Annotated in this window: 16 protein-coding genes and 1 riboswitch; of the genes, 10 read left to right on the top strand and 6 right to left on the bottom strand. The window is 69.9% G+C overall.

Features of this window, described 5'->3' with window-relative positions; genetic code table 11:
* The first annotated feature begins 60 nt into the window (after positions 1-60).
* The 4 genes from FB471_RS02300 (at position 61) to FB471_RS02285 (ending at position 2,505) form a co-directional block, all read left to right on the top strand.
* Positions 61-387 carry a biotin/lipoyl attachment domain-containing protein gene (locus tag FB471_RS02300; protein WP_142001499.1) on the top strand — a complete coding sequence of 109 codons (327 nt, stop codon included), beginning with the start codon at positions 61-63 and terminating at the stop codon, positions 385-387.
* A gap of 128 nt (positions 388-515) precedes the next feature.
* Complete coding sequence (gene garA, locus FB471_RS02295) at positions 516-977, top strand: glycogen accumulation regulator GarA (RefSeq protein ID WP_141995702.1); 462 nt, start codon at positions 516-518, stop codon at positions 975-977.
* On the top strand, positions 974-1,765 hold the full coding sequence (gene ftsR, locus FB471_RS02290) for a transcriptional regulator FtsR (RefSeq protein ID WP_170220671.1): 792 nt from the start codon (positions 974-976) through the stop codon (positions 1,763-1,765). The genes garA and ftsR overlap by 4 nt, the downstream gene beginning before the upstream one ends.
* Positions 1,766-2,031: 266 nt before the next feature.
* Positions 2,032-2,505, top strand: coding sequence for a bifunctional nuclease family protein (locus FB471_RS02285; RefSeq protein WP_141995700.1), 474 nt, complete (start codon positions 2,032-2,034; stop codon positions 2,503-2,505).
* Positions 2,506-2,524: 19 nt separating this feature from the next.
* Here FB471_RS02285 and FB471_RS02280 read toward each other — a convergent pair whose 3' ends face one another.
* Positions 2,525-3,184, bottom strand: coding sequence for a TetR/AcrR family transcriptional regulator (locus tag FB471_RS02280; protein ID WP_141995699.1), 660 nt, complete (start codon positions 3,182-3,184; stop codon positions 2,525-2,527).
* A 245-nt stretch (positions 3,185-3,429) separates the two neighbouring features.
* On the opposite strand from FB471_RS02280, the gene FB471_RS02275 reads away from it, so the two are divergent.
* Both FB471_RS02275 and gcvP read left to right on the top strand, forming a co-directional pair.
* Positions 3,430-3,996, top strand: a complete 567-nt coding sequence (locus FB471_RS02275) for a MerR family transcriptional regulator (RefSeq protein ID WP_141995698.1) — start codon at positions 3,430-3,432, stop codon at positions 3,994-3,996.
* 32 nt (positions 3,997-4,028) lie between these two features.
* Positions 4,029-4,129, top strand: a riboswitch (glycine riboswitch).
* 166 nt (positions 4,130-4,295) lie between these two features.
* Complete coding sequence (gene gcvP, locus FB471_RS02270) at positions 4,296-7,187, top strand: aminomethyl-transferring glycine dehydrogenase (RefSeq protein ID WP_141995697.1); 2,892 nt, start codon at positions 4,296-4,298, stop codon at positions 7,185-7,187.
* Positions 7,188-7,197: 10 nt separating this feature from the next.
* Here gcvP and FB471_RS02265 read toward each other — a convergent pair whose 3' ends face one another.
* A complete protein-coding gene (locus FB471_RS02265; protein WP_142001497.1) occupies positions 7,198-7,794 on the bottom strand; it encodes a TetR/AcrR family transcriptional regulator in 597 nt (198 codons plus the stop codon).
* A gap of 106 nt (positions 7,795-7,900) precedes the next feature.
* Here FB471_RS02265 and FB471_RS02260 point away from each other — a divergent pair, with 106 nt between their 5' ends.
* The gene (locus FB471_RS02260; protein ID WP_141995696.1) at positions 7,901-8,950 is read left to right on the top strand and encodes an NAD(P)-dependent alcohol dehydrogenase; all 1,050 of its coding nucleotides are present in this window, start codon (positions 7,901-7,903) and stop codon (positions 8,948-8,950) included.
* A 35-nt stretch (positions 8,951-8,985) separates the two neighbouring features.
* On the opposite strand, the gene car is transcribed toward FB471_RS02260, so the two are convergent.
* Complete coding sequence (car, locus tag FB471_RS35450) at positions 8,986-12,531, bottom strand: carboxylic acid reductase (protein ID WP_141995695.1); 3,546 nt, start codon at positions 12,529-12,531, stop codon at positions 8,986-8,988.
* Between the two features lie 323 nt (positions 12,532-12,854).
* Between car and FB471_RS02250 the strand changes: the two genes are divergently transcribed.
* Positions 12,855-13,655, top strand: a complete 801-nt coding sequence (locus FB471_RS02250) for a helix-turn-helix domain-containing protein (RefSeq protein ID WP_142001496.1) — start codon at positions 12,855-12,857, stop codon at positions 13,653-13,655.
* 75 nt (positions 13,656-13,730) lie between these two features.
* Here the strand turns inward: FB471_RS02250 and FB471_RS02245 are convergent, their stop codons facing one another.
* Entirely contained in the window at positions 13,731-14,456 is a 726-nt protein-coding gene (locus FB471_RS02245; protein WP_141995694.1) for an SDR family oxidoreductase, read from the bottom strand.
* A 64-nt stretch (positions 14,457-14,520) separates the two neighbouring features.
* On the opposite strand from FB471_RS02245, the gene FB471_RS02240 reads away from it, so the two are divergent.
* Positions 14,521-14,916 carry a MerR family transcriptional regulator gene (locus tag FB471_RS02240; RefSeq protein WP_141995693.1) on the top strand — a complete coding sequence of 132 codons (396 nt, stop codon included), beginning with the start codon at positions 14,521-14,523 and terminating at the stop codon, positions 14,914-14,916.
* Positions 14,917-15,026: 110 nt separating this feature from the next.
* On the opposite strand, the gene FB471_RS02235 is transcribed toward FB471_RS02240, so the two are convergent.
* Positions 15,027-16,457, bottom strand: a complete 1,431-nt coding sequence (locus FB471_RS02235) for an MDR family MFS transporter (RefSeq protein WP_141995692.1) — start codon at positions 16,455-16,457, stop codon at positions 15,027-15,029.
* A 167-nt stretch (positions 16,458-16,624) separates the two neighbouring features.
* Between FB471_RS02235 and FB471_RS02230 the strand changes: the two genes are divergently transcribed.
* Positions 16,625-16,816, top strand: a complete 192-nt coding sequence (locus FB471_RS02230; protein ID WP_141995691.1) for a hypothetical protein — start codon at positions 16,625-16,627, stop codon at positions 16,814-16,816.
* Positions 16,817-16,865: 49 nt separating this feature from the next.
* Here FB471_RS02230 and FB471_RS02225 read toward each other — a convergent pair whose 3' ends face one another.
* Positions 16,866-17,522, bottom strand: a complete 657-nt coding sequence (locus tag FB471_RS02225) for a substrate-binding domain-containing protein (protein ID WP_141995690.1) — start codon at positions 17,520-17,522, stop codon at positions 16,866-16,868.
* Positions 17,523-17,590: the final 68 nt, after the last annotated feature.

Genomic DNA, 17,590 nt, shown 5'->3' with positions numbered 1-17,590 from the left:
GCATCTGTGAGCAGGGCACCGGGGTGGCCGCGGGGTGAGAGGGGCATGGTGTCCGCCAGCTTGTCCGGTCCGGAAGAACGTCGCTGTACCTACGGACATGAGTGGGTGGCCGCGCGGGAGGGTGTGGGCGAGCCTTTCGGTGAGGTGGAGTGGACCACGAGCATCCCGGAGTCGTGCGCGCCGGTCGGCGGCGATATTCTCGCGGTCGACGACGCGGTGGCCGAGTCGCCCGAGCTGATCAACAGCGACCCGTACGGCGAGGGCCGGCTGATCGACATCCGGATGGGCGATCCGGCAAGCCGGGACGAGTTGCTGGATGCCGAGGCCCACCAGCGGGTGATCGGCTGCCGAACCGGCGGCGGGCGCGCCGAACCACTCCGGCGGTGACCTTCCCGCACCGCGGGACCGGACCGCCTGTTCGGGGAACCCGGGCGTGGAGAACCGATCAGGCACGGTACGTTGGCAGCAACACGTTTCCCGAGTGACACGACGTTCATCGCGTAAGGAGAGCTCAGGTGAGCACGAACGACGGGCCCGGCGTTCCCCCGGAGCAGTCTCCGGAGAGGACCTCCGTCTTCCGGGCCGACTTCCTCGCGGAGGAGGGTCAGGAGGCGCAGGCGCCGGAGCCGCCGGTTGCCGGTGTCGACGCACTGCCGGCTGGTTCGGCGCTGCTGGTCGTCAAGCGGGGTCCGAACGCGGGTTCGCGGTTCCTGCTCGACCGGGACACCACGAGCGCGGGCAGGCACCCGGACAGCGACATCTTCCTCGACGACGTCACGGTGTCCCGTCGGCATGCCGAGTTCCGCAGGGAAGGCGGCGAGTTCGTGGTGATCGACGTGGGCAGCCTGAACGGCACCTACGTCAACCGTGAACCGGTCGACCAGGCGGTACTCGCCGGCGGGGACGAGGTGCAGATCGGCAAGTTCCGGCTCGTCTTCCTGACCGGTCCCGGACACGGGGGTCAGGCGGCCCGATGACGGCGGCCGGGCGGCCACAACGCGATGGGTTGAGCATCGGGGCCGTGCTGGAGCAACTGCGCGGCGACTTCCCCGATGTCACCATCTCCAAGATCCGGTTCCTCGAGTCGGAGGGGCTGGTACGGCCCGGCCGGACCCCGTCCGGTTACCGCCAGTTCGTCGACGCGGACGTCGAGCGGTTGCGGTTCGTTCTTTCCGCGCAGCGCGATCACTACCTGCCGTTGAAGGTCATCAAGGAACAGTTGGATGCCGCCGACCGGGGGGCGGAGCCGGTCGCTCCGGGAGGCACCCCGCTGCGGGCGCCGCGCAAGCTGGTGTCGCTCGGCGGGTCCGGGTCCACGGCGGCGGCAGCGCACGAGGGCCCGGACCGAGCGCGGAGCGGGATGCCCACCGCCGACGATTTCGCCGCCGGGCGCGACGTCCGGCTGACCCAGGAGGACCTGCTGGCCGAGGCCGGGGTGGACGCGGCCATGCTCACCGAGTTGGAGCAGTACGGGTTGGTCCGTCCGGGCGCCGCCGGGTTCTACGACCCGGACGCGGTGCTGGTCGCCAGGACCGTCAAGGCCATGACCGAGTTCGGCATCGAGCCGCGGCACCTGCGTGCCTTCCGTGCCTCCGCGGACCGGGAAGTCGGGCTGCTGGAACAAATCGTGGCCCCGGTGTATCGGCATCGTGATGCGGACGCTCGGGCAAGGGCCGACGAGCTCGTGCGCGAGCTGGCCGCGCTGTCGGTCACCCTGCACACCTTGCTGGTCAAAGCGGGTATCCGTGGCGTGACCGGTGGATGACGACCGGGCACCCGAGTGCTCCGACCCGCGGACTGTCCGTCGGTTACACCACATTTCCACGGCTCAACGTTCCGCCTGGAATGCCGTACGGTAAGCCTAGGGTTCGCCTACGGTGGATCACGGGTTGTCGACAGAGCACGTACAGATAGAGGATGAGCGAGCTAGAGCGAGCACAGCGCCCAGATGACGGGTAGCGTCGACATTGTCGATGCGGGATCCTCGTGACAGCGCTGCAGCCCGCGCGCAGGAGAGGGAGGCGAAGCCCGATGAGCGAGATGCGCGTCGTCGGCGTGCGGGTCGAGTTGCCCGCGAATCAGCCGATCTTGTTGCTGCGGGAGACTGAGGGCGAGCGATACCTGCCGATCTGGATCGGCTCGGTCGAAGCCACGGCCATCGCGTTGGAGCAGCAGGGTGTCCGTCCGGCCCGGCCGTTGACCCACGACCTGCTCAAGGAGGTCATCGGAGCGCTCGGCCGGGAGCTGGAACAGGTGGTCATCACCGACCTGCGGGAGGGCACCTTCTTCGCCGAGCTGGTGTTCGACGGTGACGTCCGGGTTTCGGCCCGCCCCAGTGACTCCATCGCGCTCGCGCTCCGGGTCGGCGTGCCGATCCACGCCGAGGACGGTGTGCTCGAGGAAGCCGGGCTGATCATTCCGGACGAGCAGGAGGACGAAGTCGAGAAGTTCCGGGAGTTTCTCGACTCCGTCTCACCCGAGGACTTCCGCGGCGCCGACACCTGACGTACCGCGTACCCGTCGGTCAGGCCCGGGTCGCCCGGTCGAAAAGGTCCGCAAGCTCCGCTCCGTAGGCCGCCAGGTCGAGATCGGGTTGCGCGGCGAGCTTGATCGCCGCTCCGTCGAGCGCCTGCCGGATCGTCATCGCCATCACACTCGCGTCGAACTCACCGAACGCACCTTCACGCTGACCCTGGGTCAGCTGCCGCTCGATCTGCCCGAGCTGGATGTCCCGCCACAGCATCCCGTTCAGCGCGGCCCGGTGCGGCTCCGTGCCGCCGTCGTTCGTGCCGCCCTCGTTCGTCCAGTTCCTGCCGATCTCCAGTAGCGCCCGCACCCGAAGCGGATGGGTGCGCAGGAAGTCGATCTCGGCCTCGATGTACGCCCGCAGCAGCCCGGCACGGTCGGTGTCCGGGGTATAGCGTTCGGTGAGGTCCTGGCTGTCCAGGATGTCGCCGACCACCGCGAACATCAGCTCGTTCTTGCTGGGGAAGTAGTAGGAGATCATCCGCGTGCTGCTCAGCCCGGCCCGCTCGACGATGCGGGCGAACGAGGTCCGGTGATAGCCGAGCTCGGCGAGTGTCTCGATGGTGGCCCCGATGATCTGGGTACGACGGGCCGCTTCGGTGACGCTGTACCCGGCACCGTCCCCGAACTCGGGCCCGCTGTGGTGCATTATCTGCATGAGTAAAAAATAACATGGGTGAGTAAGTGTGGCAAATGGTGGTATCTGCCGATACCTCGCGGAGGGGGTCCGCGCGTCGCGTTGACCGGTCCCGCGCCCCCGCTTACCGTCAATGGAGATGAATCGCGTCGGTGTGATTCGCCTGCCAGGAGCAAGCGGCCGCCGCGGTGTCGATCCGGAAGTCCCGTTCGCCGGGATCGACGGTGCGTTTCGCCGGCCGACAGGCCGGGCGAGGGGAGGCATGCGTGGTCGAGGAGAGGCCGGTCGAGATCGTCGCCGGCGAGCAGGGCGAACTCTTTCCTGATGCGTCGCTGCCCGACGAGCTGGTTGGCTACCGCGGACCGGCGGCCTGCCAGATCGCCGGTATCACCTACCGGCAGCTCGACTACTGGGCGCGGACCAAGCTGGTTGCCCCCAGCATACGCACCGCGCACGGGTCGGGCTCGCAGCGCCTCTACTCGTTCAAGGACCTGCTGGTCCTCAAGATCGTCAAGCGGCTGCTGGACACCGGGGTGTCCCTGCAGAACATCCGCTTCGCCGTGGAACACCTGCGCGACCGTGGGGTACGCGATCTGGCAAGGGTGACCCTGTTCTCCGACGGGACGACGGTGTACGAGTGCACCTCACCCGAGGAGATCGTGGACCTGCTGCAGGGTGGCCAGGGCGTGTTCGGGATCGCCGTCAGCGGTGCCATGCAGGAGATCAGCGGCAGTATCCACGAGTTCCCCGCCGAACGGGCCGACGGCGGCGAGATCGAGCACATGGTGCCGGACGAGCTCGCGCAACGCCGCGACTCCCGCCGCACCGGCTGAATCGCGCGCGGTAAGCTGAGCCGCGTAGTCGTAGAACCCGCGCGGGAGAGATCGGGTCGGCAACAGCCGGCTCGGCGCCGAAGGAGCAAATCCTCCCCGGAACCTCTCAGGCATCAAGGACCGTGCGGGTGAGACGCCTCTGGAAAGTGGTTCGCCGGGTCACCCTCCGGCGGCCCCGCCGAAGGTGCAAGCCCAGCACAAGCGGGTGAACCTCTCAGGCGCCCGCCAGCGGGCACGGACAGAGGGGGAGGGCCGGGACGATGTGTCCCGGCCCCGACCCGAGTTCCGGAGGCACGATCATGGCTCCAGACCGAGTTTCCCTCAGCGAGTTGGAGAACGGCACGCCCTTCGCCGACCGGCACATCGGCCCGCGGCCCGCGGAGCTGGCTCACATGCTCGAGGTCATCGGCGTCGACTCGCTCGACGCGCTTGCCGACCGGGCGATCCCGGACTCGATCCGCGCGGCTGAGGACCCCGCCGAACTGCCCCCGCCGGTCACCGAGGCGCAGGCGCTGGCCGAGCTGCGGGAGTTGGCCTCGCGCAACCGGCCGATGGTGTCGATGATCGGACTCGGCTATCACGCGACCGTGACCCCGCCGGTGATCCGGCGCAACGTGCTGGAGAACCCGGCCTGGTACACCGCCTACACCCCGTACCAGCCGGAGATCTCCCAGGGCAGGCTGGAAGCCCTGCTGAACTTCCAGACCATGATCGCCGACCTGACCGGCCTGCCGATCGCGAACGCCTCCATGCTGGACGAGCCGACCGCCGCCGCGGAGGCGATGACCCTGCTGCGGCGCGCGGGAAAGGCCAGGTCGAACCGATTCGTGGTGGACGCCGACACGCTGCCGCAGACCATCGAGGTGATCCGCACCCGAGCCGAACCACTGGGCATCGAGGTGGTCCTCGCGGACCTGTCGGCGGGAATCGAGGGCCTCGGCCTCGGCGGGGACTTCTTCGGCATCCTGCTGTCCTGTCCCGGCGCATCCGGAGCCGTGCGCGACCACCAACCGGTGATCAGCGAAGCCAGGGCGCGCGGTGCCGCGGTGGTGGTGGCGGCCGACCCGCTCGCACTGACCCTGCTGCGGCCACCCGGGGAGATCGGTGCGGACGCGGTGATCGGCTCGACCCAGCGGTTCGGCGTGCCGATGGGATTCGGTGGCCCGCACGCCGCCTACCTGGCCGTGCGCACCGGGCTCGAGCGTCAGTTGCCCGGCAGGCTGGTCGGGGTCTCGGTGGACGCCGAGGGGGTACCGGCCTATCGGCTGGCCCTGCAGACCAGGGAACAACACATCCGCAGGGAGAAGGCCACCAGCAACATCTGCACCGCACAGGTGCTGCTCGCGGTGCTGGCCTCGATGTACGCCGTGTACCACGGGCCGGACGGGTTACGCCGGATCGCCGTACGGGCCCACCGGATGGCCACGGTGCTGGCCGCAGGGCTCACCGAGTCGGGGGTGGAACTGTCGCACGGTGAGTTCTTCGACACCCTGACCGCCGTAGTGCCGGGGCGGGCGGACGCGGTCGTCGCCGCGGCCCGCGACCTCGGGGTGAACCTGCGCAGGGTGGACGAGGACCGGATCGGCATCAGCTGCGACGAGACCACCACGCGCGAGCACCTGGCGCTGGTGTGGAAGGCGTTCGGGGTAGGAGTGTCCGATGTGGACTCCTTGGACGCGGACACCGCGGACGGCGTCCCGCCGGAGCTGGCCCGTACCAGCGAGTTCCTCACCCATCCGGTGTTCAACTCGCACCACTCGGAGACTGCGCTGCTGCGGTACCTGCGCGCGCTGGCGGACAAGGACGTGGCGCTGGATCGCAGCATGATCCCGCTCGGCTCGTGCACGATGAAGCTGAACGCCGCCGCCGAGATGGAACCGATCACCTGGCCCGAGTTCGCGGAACTGCACCCGTTCCAGCCTGCCGAGGACGCGGCCGGGCTGTTGCGGGTGGTCGCCGACCTGGAACGGTGGCTGGCGGTGATGACCGGGTACGACGCGGTTTCGGTGCAGCCGAACGCGGGCAGTCAGGGTGAGTTCGCCGGGCTGCTGGCGATCCGTGCCTATCACCGCAGCCGGGGTGAGACGGCGCGGAACGTGTGCGTGATCCCGGCGAGCGCGCACGGGACCAACGCGGCCAGTGCCGTGATGGCCGGTATGCGAGTGGTCGTCGTCCGGTGTGACGAGCGTGGCGACATCGACCTGGAGCATCTCCGGTCCACTGTGCACGAACACCGCGACGACCTGGCCGCGACGATGATCACCTACCCGTCCACGCACGGCGTGTACGAGCACACCGTGCGCGAGGTCTGCGACCTGGTGCACGAAGCCGGCGGTCAAGTCTATGTGGACGGTGCGAACCTGAACGCGCTGATCGGCCTCGCCAAGTTCGGTCGGTTCGGCGCGGACGTGTCACACCTGAACCTGCACAAGACCTTCTGCATCCCGCACGGTGGTGGGGGGCCGGGGGTCGGGCCGATCGGGGTGCGGGCCCATCTCGCGCCCTTCCTGCCCAACCATCCGCTGCAGGCCGCCGCCGGGCCGGAAACCGGGGTCGGGCCGATCAGCGGTGCCCCCTGGGGCAGCGCCGCGATCCTGCCGATCTCCTGGGCGTACGTCCGCATGATGGGCGGTGCGGGCCTGCGCGAGGCGAGCCTGACCGCGGTCGCCGCCGCCAACTACGTGGCCCGGCGCCTGAACGAACACTTCCCCGTGCTCTACACCGGCGAGGACGGGCTGGTGGCGCACGAGTGCATCCTTGATCTCCGCGCGATCACCCGGCGAACCGGGGTGACCGTGGACGACGTGGCCAAGCGCCTTGCCGACTACGGGCTGCACGCCCCGACCATGTCCTTTCCCGTGGCGGGTACGCTCATGGTCGAGCCGACCGAGAGCGAGGACCTGGCTGAGCTGGACCGCTTCTGCGCGGCGATGATCGCCATTCGGGGCGAGATCGAGCGGGTCGCGACGGGGGAGTGGCCGGTGGAGGACAGCCCGCTGCGCGGGGCGCCGCACCCGGCCGCCTGCGTGGTGGGTGATTGGGACCGGCCGTACAGCCGCGAGGTCGCGGTGTTTCCCGCGGGCAGGTCCGCCGCCAAGGTCTGGCCGCCGGTGCGGCGGATCGAGGGCGCGACCGGTGACCGCAACCTGGTCTGCTCCTGCCCGCCACCCGAGGCCTTCGGCGAGAGCTGACCGGGCCGCGCTATTCCGTGCGCTCCCGGTAGCCGCGGATCACCATCCGGGCGGCCTCGGCGGACTTGTGCACCACGAGGTCCGCGGAGTAGCCGTGCCTGCGGAAGAAACCGTCCAGGTAGCACGTCCCGTAGCCGTGTGCCTGGGTGAGCAACTGCTCCAGCAGTTCGAGCGCGAGCTGCGGGCTCGCGGACACGCTCAGGCACAGCAGCAGGAACTGGTCGATCAGCTCCCGGGTCCGCTCGTGCAGTTCGGTGTGCCGTGGCCCCTGGAGACTGTCGGCGAACACGATGTGCAGGCCGGCCCTGCGCTCGATCAGGTACCCGGTGTACGCCCCGGCGGCCGCGGCGAGGGCGGCCTCCGGGTCGGCGTGCGACCGTGTGGCGGTCCGGACGCGGTCGGTGAGCTGGCCGGTGATGGTGTACGCCACCGCGGCCAGCAGGCTCTCCCGGTCGGCGAAGTGCCGGTACGGTGCGCCAGGACTGACCTTCGCGCGGCGGGCGACCTTCGCCACCGAGAAGCCCTCGAGGCCCTGCTCGGCGATCAGGCCGACTGACGTGCGCACCAGCTCCGCACGCAGATCGCCATGGTGGTACCTGGCCGGCATGTCGCAGCTCACATCCATCTCGTTCGCGCTCGAAGTAAGAGGGCTCTTACACTAGTCGATGTAAGAGGGCACTCACACGTGTCCGCTCGTCTTCCTGGAGGGTTTCATGAGCACGTCCACGCCTGCGATCGCCGCATCCGCTCCGGGTGTAGCGCTGGAGCCGACGACAATCGAGCGTCGCGACCTGCGGCCCGACGATGTGTTGATCGACATCGCCTACGCGGGCATCTGCCATAGCGATATCCACCAGGCGAAGGAGGACTGGGGCAGCGCGATCTTCCCGATGGTGCCCGGGCACGAGATCGCCGGCGTGGTCGCCGCCGTCGGCTCGGCGGTCGCGCGGTACGAGGTGGGGGACCGGGTCGGGGTCGGCTGCATGGTCGACTCCTGTGGCGAGTGCGAGCGGTGCCGGGCCGGTACCGAGCAGTTCTGCGCCAAGGGCGCCGTGATGACCTACAACGGCGTCGGCTACGACGGGGAGAACACCTACGGTGGCTACAGCCGCCGGGTCGTGGTGAAGGAGTCCTTCGTCTGCCGGATCCCCGATGGTATCGGGCTGGACGTCGCGGCACCGCTGCTCTGCGCGGGCATCACCACCTACTCGCCGCTGCGCCAGTGGGGCACGGGGCCGGGCAGGAAGGTCGCCGTGGTCGGGCTCGGTGGGCTTGGGCACATGGGAGTCCAGCTGGCCGCGGCGATGGGCGCGGAGGTCACGGTGCTGAGCCAGAGCTTGAAGAAGCAGGAGGACGGCCTGCGGCTCGGCGCGAAGGACTACTACGCCACCGGTGACCCCAGCACCTTCAAGCAGCTCAGGAACCGGTTCGACCTGATCCTGAACACCGTGTCGGCGGAGCTGCCGATCGACGCCTACCTCGGCATGCTGCGGGTCGGTGGGGCGATGGTGAACGTCGGCGCCCCGGCGAACGCCCTGTCCTACAACGCCTTCTCGCTACTCGGTGGGAACAAGGTGCTCGCCGGGTCGATGATCGGCGGTATCCCCGAGACGCAGGAGATGCTGGACTTCTGCGCCCAGCACGAGATCGGCGCTGAGATCGAGATCATCTCCGCGGACCAGGTGAACACGGCCTACGAACGGGTGGAGAACAGCGACGTCCGCTACCGGTTCGTGATCGACACCGCGACCATCGGGGCCTGACCGGCCCGCCTCGGCGTCCGGTTCGGCACGGGCCGTCACAGCAGGCCGAGCTGGCGCAGGTCGGTGAGGTACTTGCCGATGAGCTCCGCGGACAGGTGCGGGATGTCCTTGTCCGGACCGATCTTGGCGGCCCGCACGGCGGCGTGGAACTCCCCGGCCGGGATGGCGGACCCGCGCACCGGCTCCTCGGGCTCCCGGAAGGCGTGCAGCAGGGGAAGCACGGAGTGCTGCCGCTGCCGTTCCGGGAGCGCCCGGAGCGCGGTCTCGAAGCGGGCGAGCCAGTCCTGGTAGTCGACCCGCTGGAGCGGGCGGCCTGCCGCGCCCAGCCAGTCGACGACGACGTCGAGGGAGATCCCGTCGTCATGCGGGTTGACCGTGTTGAAGGTCTCGAACCCCTCGGTGAGCCGCCCACCGAGGGTGGCGATCGCCTCGGCGGTGAAGTCGGCGGGCAGCCCGTCGTAGTGCGCCCGTGGCGGATCGCCGCCGGCGCCGGTCCGGTAGAACGACCGCGGCGCGATGCCGGTGAGCACGAGACTGAGCAGCAGTCGGGTGAACATGTCGGGCACGTTCAGCTGCCCGGTGTACCGGCCGTGCGCCAGGATCATGTCGGAACGGAACACCGCGACCGGGAGCCCGAACCGCTCGTGCGCCTCCCGTAGCAGGACCTCACCGGCCCACTTGCTGGTCGCGTAGCCGCCCGCGTAGCTCTGGTCGATCTGGCGCACGGGGCTGGTGGTGCGGATGTCGGCGTCCTCGCGCAGCGCCGACGGACCGGCCTGCGCGGCCACACCCACCGTCGAGAGGTAGGTGACGGGCTTCATCCGGGTGGTGAGGGCCATCCGGATGAGCTCGGCCGTGCCGACGACGTTGGGGCCGAACAGCTGCTCGTAGGGCAGCACGTGATTGACCAGCGCGGCCGGGTGGACGATCAGGTCCACGCTGCCGGCCAGCCGCCGCCAGGTCTGGTCGTCCAGACCGAGATTCGGTTCGCCGATATCGCCGGCGAGAACCTCCAGACTCCCCGCGGCGAGTTCGCGGAAATCCCGAACCAGTTCGGCGTCCCCGCTGTCGAACGCGTCCGCGAGTCGCTGCTCCGCCGCGGCCGCGTCGCTTCCCCGCACGAGGCAGATCAGCCGCCCACCGGCCGGCGCCAGCCGCTCCAGCCATTCCAGGCACAGGAAGCGCCCGAGATAGCCGTTCGCCCCGGTCAGCAGGACGGTCCGCGGGGTGACGGCGGCACGCGGCAGGGTGCCGGCCTCGGCGAGCGTCTGGTCGTCGACGAACCTCTCCAGCGTCAGGTCGCGCGCCTGGACCTCCACGCTCTCCGCGCCGTGCACCGTCGCGAAGGTGGGCCGCCGTGACTCGGACCCACGGGCCGCCTCGATGTGACCGGCCAGCCGGCGCAGGTCGTTCGCCGGGCTGATCACGGTGCCCACCGGGATGTCGACCTCGAAGATCTCCCGGAGCAGGTTCGCGAAGGACAGTGCGGACAGGGAGTCGCCGCCCAGTTCGGTGAAGTGTGCCTCGGCGCTCAGCTCGGTGGTCGAGCAGCCCAGCACGGCCTGCGCCGCCCGGGTGACGGTCTCCAGCACCGGCCGGTGCCGACCGTGCCGCCGTAGCTCGCGCAGCTCGTCCGCCTGCCCTTCGGCCAGCTCGGCGTACAGCCGCTCGAGGCGTTCCCCGTACTTCTCCCTGAGCCTCGGGCGCAGCAGCTTGCGCGCGTCCGAGAGGAGCCCGTTCTCCTCGCTGAACGGTTCGGTTTCGATCAGGAAGTCGCGCGGGATCTCGTAGGAGTTCAGCTCGGCCTCCTTCGCGACCCGCTGCAGCGACTCGCTGAGCGACGACCTGAGGTCCGCCTCCTGCCGTGCCCTCGCGATCGCTTCCGGGGTGGGCACGAGCACCGCGAGCAGGTAGGCACGTTCGCTGTTGCCGTAGACGAAGATCTGCCGGATCAGCGGGCTGTTCACGAAGACGGCTTCCAGATGCGAGAGAGCCACGAACTCGCCCTGGGAGAGCTTCAACACGTTCTTGCGGCGGTCCACATAGACCAGCCGGTCCGGACCGAGTTCGGCCATGATGTCGCCGGTCCGGTAGTAGCCGTCCTCGTCGAACATCTCGGCGGTGACCTCGGGCCGCCGGAAGTATCCCGGCACGATGGTCTCGGTCCTGACCAGCAGCTCCCCCCGGGGATGCGGCGAGTCGGTCCGGAAGTAGCCGAGCTCGGGAACGTCGACGAGCTTGTAGTCGAGCACCGGTGGGCGCTGTACCCGCGTGTCCAGCAGCACCCCACCGGCCTCCGTGGACCCGTAGCCGTCGTGCAACCGCAGGCCGAGGCAGGACTCGACGAACGTGGTCATGCCCGCGGACAGGGGGGCGCTCCCGCAGGTGGCTCGCAGGACGCGTCCGCCCAGCAGGTTCTCCCGCAGGTCCGCCCGCACCTCGGCCTCGATCGCCTGCTGGTCGGCGGCCTCCGGCGCCCGCCGGTCGAGTTCACCGCGGTAGTGCTGGAACAGCATGTCGCACACCCGCGGGACCAGGGTCAACTCCGTGGGGCGGGCGAGCGCGATGTCCTCGAACAGGGTGGACAGGTCACTCCTGGCCGTGAAGTAGCCGGTTCCCCCTCGGGACAGGGTCCCCACCAGTGAGATGCGGCCGGCGAGGTGGCTCAACGGCAGGTAGTTGATGCCGATCGTGGGCAGGTTGCGCGTTCCGGGCCAGAAACCACGCCACAGGGTGCGGACCAGCCGCTGCGGGTACATGGCGCCCTTGGGGGTACCGGTGCTGCCGGAGGTGTAGATCAGCAGGGCGAGCGGGTCCGCATCGGCGGTGGGGGTGAACAGCGGCGCGGCCGGGGAGGCGTGGCCACGCTCGCGCACCGCGGCCAGCGAGTCGACCACCACCGCGCTGCCCGCCTCGGCGAGCCGCCTCCGGGCGGCGGCGAGCCGGTCGCGCTGCTCGTCGACCTCCGGGTGGTAGTCGAACACGATCAGGCGCCGCAGCGAGGTGCCGGCCACGGCGACCTCGACGGCGGTGTCCAGGTGTTCGACACTCGCGGCCAGAATACGTGGTTCGGTCTCGGCGATGATCGGCGTCAACTGGGAGACCGGCGCGCTGGACTGCAGTGGTACGGCGACCGCGCCGAGATGAATACAGGCCAGGTCGAGCATCGCGTAGTCGCTACTGGTGAATCCGAGGACGCAGACGACATCGCCCGCGCTCAACGAATGTCGCGGATCGTGTCGCCATTCCGCCGCGATCGCGCGGACCGCGGCCCACAGTTCCCGATAAGTGATCGTCTCGAACCTCGGCAGCAGCCGCAGTGAGGTGCGTCCCGTTTGCGGGTCGGTCACCGGTTCGGTCGCCCGTTCGCCGAGTGCCGGCCGATCCGCGTAGTGCTCCATGAGCGTCTGCACGATCCGCGCGAGCGGCAGGTCGGACTCCCGTACCACCGCGCTGACCGCCTCGAGCGGGGCGGCGTCCCGCACCTGCGGGTCGTTCGCGCACAACTCGGCGACGCGGCGTTCCTCTTCGGCGTCGGAGTCCCCGATACCGTCGGTTTCGGGCCACGAATGGGTCGCCATTGGTCAGCCTCTCAATCACGACAAATGCGTGCGCCAGGAGGCGAATCGAGGCGCATAGATGCTTGCACTAACTAAGTATATGCCCGGTGCTCCACTGTGCACAGGTGTGGCGATGTGATGTGTGCGGCAGGTTTCGCGAATTCCGGCACCACGAACCGTGCCCGCCGTCGCGCTATTCGGACGTGTGGGACGAAATGGTTCTCGGCAGTACGTGCTTTTCCGCGCGGCGCGTTGTCCGGCGCGCAGGCCGTTCGGTTACCTCGGAGGTAATGGCGGCGCGGACGGCCACCCCATAACGTGGCCGGGTGACGACTTCGACGACCATGCCCGCGGCAGGTGAAGCCCGGCGCTGGGTTGGCGAGATGGTGCGTGAATGGCGGGATCGTCGCCGGATCAGCCAGCTCGACCTCTCGATCGCCGCGGAGATCTCGACAAGGCATCTGAGCTTCGTCGAGACCGGGAGGGCGCGGCCGAGCCGGGAGATGGTGCTGCGGCTGGGGGAGTATCTCGAGATCCCGCTCCGGGAGCGCAACCAGCTCCTGCTGGCCGCGGGCTATGCGCCCGTCTACACCGAGAGCGACCTGGCCGCGCCCGAGCTGGCCGCGGTGCGGCGGGCCGTACGACAGCTGCTCGCCGGCCACGAGCCGTACCCGGCGGTGGTGCTCGACCGCAGGTGGAACCTGATGGACGGCAACGACAGCGTCGCGCTGTTCCTGGACGTGATCTCCCCGGAGCTGGCCGCGCCGCCGGTCAATGTGCTGCGCCTCACCCTGCACCCGGCGGGCATGGCGCCACACGTGGTCAACCTGGGGGAGTGGCGGGCACACCTGCTCGGCAGGCTGCGGCGGGAGGTGCGGGCCACCGGGGACCCGTACCTCGCCGACCTGCTCCAGGAGTTACGCGGCTATCCCTGCGCGCAGCCGGTGCCCGAGGTGGAGGTGCCCGGTCCCGGTGACATCCTGGTCCCGCTCCGGTTCCGGCACGGTACCGACGAACTGGCCTTCTTCAGCACCGTGGCCACGTTCGGCACCCCGCTGGACGTCACGCTGGCCGAGCTGTCGATCGAGTCCTTCTTCCCCGCCGACGCCGCGACCGCGGCCCTGCTGCGCGGTCAGGGTCGGTGACCGGGCACGTGCGGAGGGGTGCCGCGCCCGGGACGGTGGCCGAGGGTGCCGGCATCCGCCCCGGGTGGTGCGGGCTTACGGCCTGACGGTGTCGTGCGCGCGCAGTTGCGGATACAGCAGGGCCGGGTCGTCGCCGAGCCGGGACTTCCACTGGGCCGTCCGCCCGTCGGCCAGTACTTCGAGGGAACCGGCCTCGAGGCCGTCCAGCGCCGCCCGGGCGATCACACCCGGGTCGGACTTCTCGTCCTCGATGCCGGCCGTCATGTCGGTCTCGACGGTGGCCATGGCCAGCGCCGTGACCTGGGTGCCCTGCCCGGCGAGCTCGTACCGGATGCCGTTGGTCAGCGCCCAGGCCGCGGCTTTGGACGCCCCGTAGCTGTTGGAGTGCTCGTACGCCATCCACGCCATGACCGACAGCACGTTCAGCACGGCGCCGCCGCCATGGGCGCCCAGGACCGGCGCGAAGGCACGCACCATGCGCAGGGTGCCGAAGTAGTTGGTCTCCATTTCCAGCCGCATGTCCTCCTCCGCGCCGTCGGTGAGCCGGGCGAAGGTCGACACGCCGGCGTTGTTGATGAGCAGTGTCGTGTCGCCGGCCGTGGCCGCGGCCCGGCTGACGGACGCGTCATCGGTGACGTCCAGCATCAGCGGGACGACACCGGGAGCCTCGGGGACGGTCTCCGGTCGGCGAGCGGCCGCATAGACCTTGGTGACGCCCCTGCGCCGCAACTCGGTGACGACGCTGTGTCCTATACCCCGGTTCGCGCCTGTGACCAGCGCAATCTCGTTTCGAATGTCCACGCTCGCTACGCTAGAACCTCACGCCGACGTGAGAGTCAAGTGCGGGGAAGGGAGACATCCGGCGATGAAGATCGGCGAGCTCGCCCGGCGGGCCGGGGTGACCGTGCGCGCGTTGCGCTACTACGAGGAACAAGGCCTGCTCAGCCCGGAGCGCACGCCGTCGGGACAGCGCCGCTACACCGCGGACACCGTCGAGCTGGTACGCCTGTTCCAGCAGTTCTACGCGGCCGGCCTCGGCAGCCGTGCCATTGCGGCACTGCTGCCCTGCGTGAACAACGGCCGCACCTCCGCCGCACAGCGCCGTATGCTCAGCGCCGAACGTGACCGCCTCGCGACCAGGGTGGAGGAGATGACCCACACCCTCCGCCGACTCGACCAGCTCATCACCGCCGCCGACCACCGCAGCGAGGCGGATCACAGCCACTCGTCGGGGACCACGACCAGCACGGTCGCGCCGTAGCGGGCGGCGAGCTCGGGAGTCGCTGTCCCTGCTCGACGGCGCGAGGGAGCGCCGGTCCGGGGATCCACGGTCGCGACACGCCCCGGTCCGGCGCCCGTCGTGCCTGACCTTCAGGCTTCGGCGGACGGGACCCGGCGCGGCAGTATCGCCGCGACGACGACCGTCACCAGTGCGAGGGCGGCCACGGTGCCGAAAGCCAGCGTCATCCCGCTGAGCTGTGCGGGTTCGGCGGCGACGCCGTCGGCGGCCAGGTCGCCCGCGCGCGCGGACATCACGGTCACCACCAGTGCGGTCCCGAAGGCCGCGGAGACCTGCTGCAAGGTCCCGAGCATCGAGCTGCCGTGCGAGTACAGGTGCGGGGGAAGCGCGCCCATGCCGAGGGTGAAGACGGGGGTGAACGTCGCCGCCAGGCCCACCATCAGCAGCGCGTGCAGCCCCAGCACCTGCCAGTACGGCATCGTTGCCGAGACCTGGGTGAGCCCGCCGAGTGCGAGCACCATGCCGATCGAGCCGGGTAGTACCAGCGGCCGGCTGCCGAACCGGTCGAACACCTTTCCGACGGTCGGTCCCAGCAGGCCCATGGCCAGGCCGCCCGGCATGAGCAGCAGGCCGGTCCGCAGCGGGCTGAGCCCGCGCAGGTTCTGCAGGTACAGCGGCAGCAGGATCATCGACCCGAGCATCGCGAGGAACCCGATGGACATGAGGACCAGGGACAGCCCGTAGGTGCGGTGTGCGAGGGCTCGCAGGTCCAGCAGCGGCACACCGGTGCGTTGCAGCTTGAGCTGACGGAGCACGAAAGCCGTGATCGCCGCGATCCCGGCGGCGACGATGCCGAGGCCCGGTCCGATGGCCTCGCCTTCGCCGAAGAGGCTCAGGCCGTACACCAGGCCGCCGAAGCCGAGCGCCGCCAGGGCCACGCTGAGCCAGTCGATGGAGCTCACCTGCGGCTCGCTGATGTTGTGCAGCTTGCGCAGCCCGAAGAGGGTGACCAGGGCCGCGATCGGCAAGACGGCGACGAACAGCAGCCGCCAGGAGCCGACCTGCAGGATCAGCCCGGACACGGCCGGGCCGAGCGCGGGTGCCACCGAGATCGCCAGGGTGACGTTGCCCATCACCCGGCCCCGGTCCTGTTCGGGTACCACGGTCATCAACGTGGTCATCAGCAGGGGCATCATCACGGCCGTGCCCGAGGCCTGCACGATCCGGCCCAGCAGCAGCACGGCGAAGGAGGGCGCGACGGCGGACAGGGCGGTGCCCACGAGGAACACGCCCATCGCGATCGCGTAGGCCTGGCGGATGGTGACTCGCTGCAGGAACCAGCCGGTGACCGGGATCACGGCGGCCATGGTGAGCATGAACGCGGTGGACACCCACTGCGCGGCCTGCTCGGTGACGTGCAACGAGTCCATCAACCGCGGAATGGCGTTGAGCATGAGCGTCTCGTTGAGGATCACCACGAAGGTGGCCAGCACAAGCAGCCGCACCACGACCGGTGTGCGGCCCGCCTGCGCGGCGGGTCGTTCTTGGACAGCACTCGGCATGGCAGCACCTCGCTGGGTTTCCGGCACAGGCATCGCGCAGCCAGGGGCTGCCGGGACGAACCTGGGTGGGGACACCGGTACAGACCGGCACACCTGACAGAACTCATCGGTCGGGCCGAGTGTTCCGCATCGTCGCGTCGATCTCATGCGATTTTCCGGGGTGGAGCGTGACCCGGTCGGGCTCGGCGGTCGCGCCCGTCGCGGGCGTCGGTCAGGGACGGTGGACGAGCCCGCGGGCGTGTGCGGTGGCGATGGCCGCACCACCGTCACCGGAACCCACGAGCCCGCTGGACCACGGTATGGACCACGTCGCCGAAACCGTCGACGGGCAGCTGGCCGCCCCGGCGCCGAGCTGCTGACGGCTGGCCGCGCTGAAGGGCGTCTGAGTTGCGGCTTCGTCCCGGCTGCTCAGTTGGCGGTGAGCCCGACCTGCTCGAACGCGGCCTGCTGGGCGGGTTCGAGCAGGAAGGCCCGGAACGACTGGGCCGCGTGCTTCTGCACCGTGTCCACGTTCTCCCCGGACAGCCCGAGGAACGGGTAGTCGGCCGACCGCGCGTGCGCGATGGACTCCGGTGCGGCGGCGATCAGTTCCGGCTTGCTGGTGGTCAGCTCGGTCACCCACCAGGAGGACTCCGGGATCCAGGCCGCGGGCTGGCCCCCGATGGCGGCGAGGTCGGACCGCCCGGCCAGCGCGTCCAGCACCCGTTCCGAGGACTCGGCCCGGACGACGACGTGCACGCAGTGCGCCCGCACCACGGTGTCGGCCTCGTTCCAGCGCGCCGCCCCGGTCCGCACCGGCTGGTGCGCGGTCGGGGTCACCACCACGTTCACGGTGGCCTCGCCCTCCGCGCAGCCCGAGCCCTGCGCCTGTGCCCTGCTGTTGAGCAGGCCGTCGGCCCAGTTCCAGCCCATCCAGCCGAGCACGAGCAAGGCGACCAGTGCCACGCAGGCGATCGGCCAGGGGGCGACCCGCCGCCGAGCCTTCCTGCCGACCGCGCGGTGACTGCCCGTGGTCGTACGCTCGTCGAGACGCCGCGGGTGCTCCACCCTGCTGTGTCTCCCCATCGTTCCCTCTCGCGCCTGCTTCCCCGAGTTGGCCGCACTCCGTGTACAAAGCCAAAAACGTCGTCACT

The sequence above is a fragment of the Amycolatopsis cihanbeyliensis genome (assembly GCF_006715045.1).
Lineage (GTDB): Bacteria > Actinomycetota > Actinomycetes > Mycobacteriales > Pseudonocardiaceae > Amycolatopsis > Amycolatopsis cihanbeyliensis.
Note: the sequence above shows the minus strand (reverse complement) of the source record. Positions and strands in the feature narration are given on the sequence as shown.

What these genes read in the sequence shown, in the direction of transcription:
- ftsR (WP_170220671.1), top strand. Translation starts at nt 974, where the DNA reads ATGACGGCGGCCGGGCGGCCACAACGCGATGGGTTGAGCATCGGGGCC.
- FB471_RS02285 (WP_141995700.1), top strand. Translation starts at nt 2,032, where the DNA reads ATGAGCGAGATGCGCGTCGTCGGCGTGCGGGTCGAGTTGCCCGCGAAT.
- FB471_RS02280 (WP_141995699.1), bottom strand. Translation starts at nt 3,184, where the DNA reads ATGCAGATAATGCACCACAGCGGGCCCGAGTTCGGGGACGGTGCCGGG.
- gcvP (WP_141995697.1), top strand. Translation starts at nt 4,296, where the DNA reads ATGGCTCCAGACCGAGTTTCCCTCAGCGAGTTGGAGAACGGCACGCCC.
- FB471_RS02265 (WP_142001497.1), bottom strand. Translation starts at nt 7,794, where the DNA reads ATGCCGGCCAGGTACCACCATGGCGATCTGCGTGCGGAGCTGGTGCGC.
- FB471_RS02260 (WP_141995696.1), top strand. Translation starts at nt 7,901, where the DNA reads ATGAGCACGTCCACGCCTGCGATCGCCGCATCCGCTCCGGGTGTAGCG.
- car (WP_141995695.1), bottom strand. Translation starts at nt 12,531, where the DNA reads ATGGCGACCCATTCGTGGCCCGAAACCGACGGTATCGGGGACTCCGAC.
- FB471_RS02250 (WP_142001496.1), top strand. Translation starts at nt 12,855, where the DNA reads ATGCCCGCGGCAGGTGAAGCCCGGCGCTGGGTTGGCGAGATGGTGCGT.
- FB471_RS02240 (WP_141995693.1), top strand. Translation starts at nt 14,521, where the DNA reads ATGAAGATCGGCGAGCTCGCCCGGCGGGCCGGGGTGACCGTGCGCGCG.
- FB471_RS02235 (WP_141995692.1), bottom strand. Translation starts at nt 16,457, where the DNA reads ATGCCGAGTGCTGTCCAAGAACGACCCGCCGCGCAGGCGGGCCGCACA.
- FB471_RS02225 (WP_141995690.1), bottom strand. Translation starts at nt 17,522, where the DNA reads ATGGGGAGACACAGCAGGGTGGAGCACCCGCGGCGTCTCGACGAGCGT.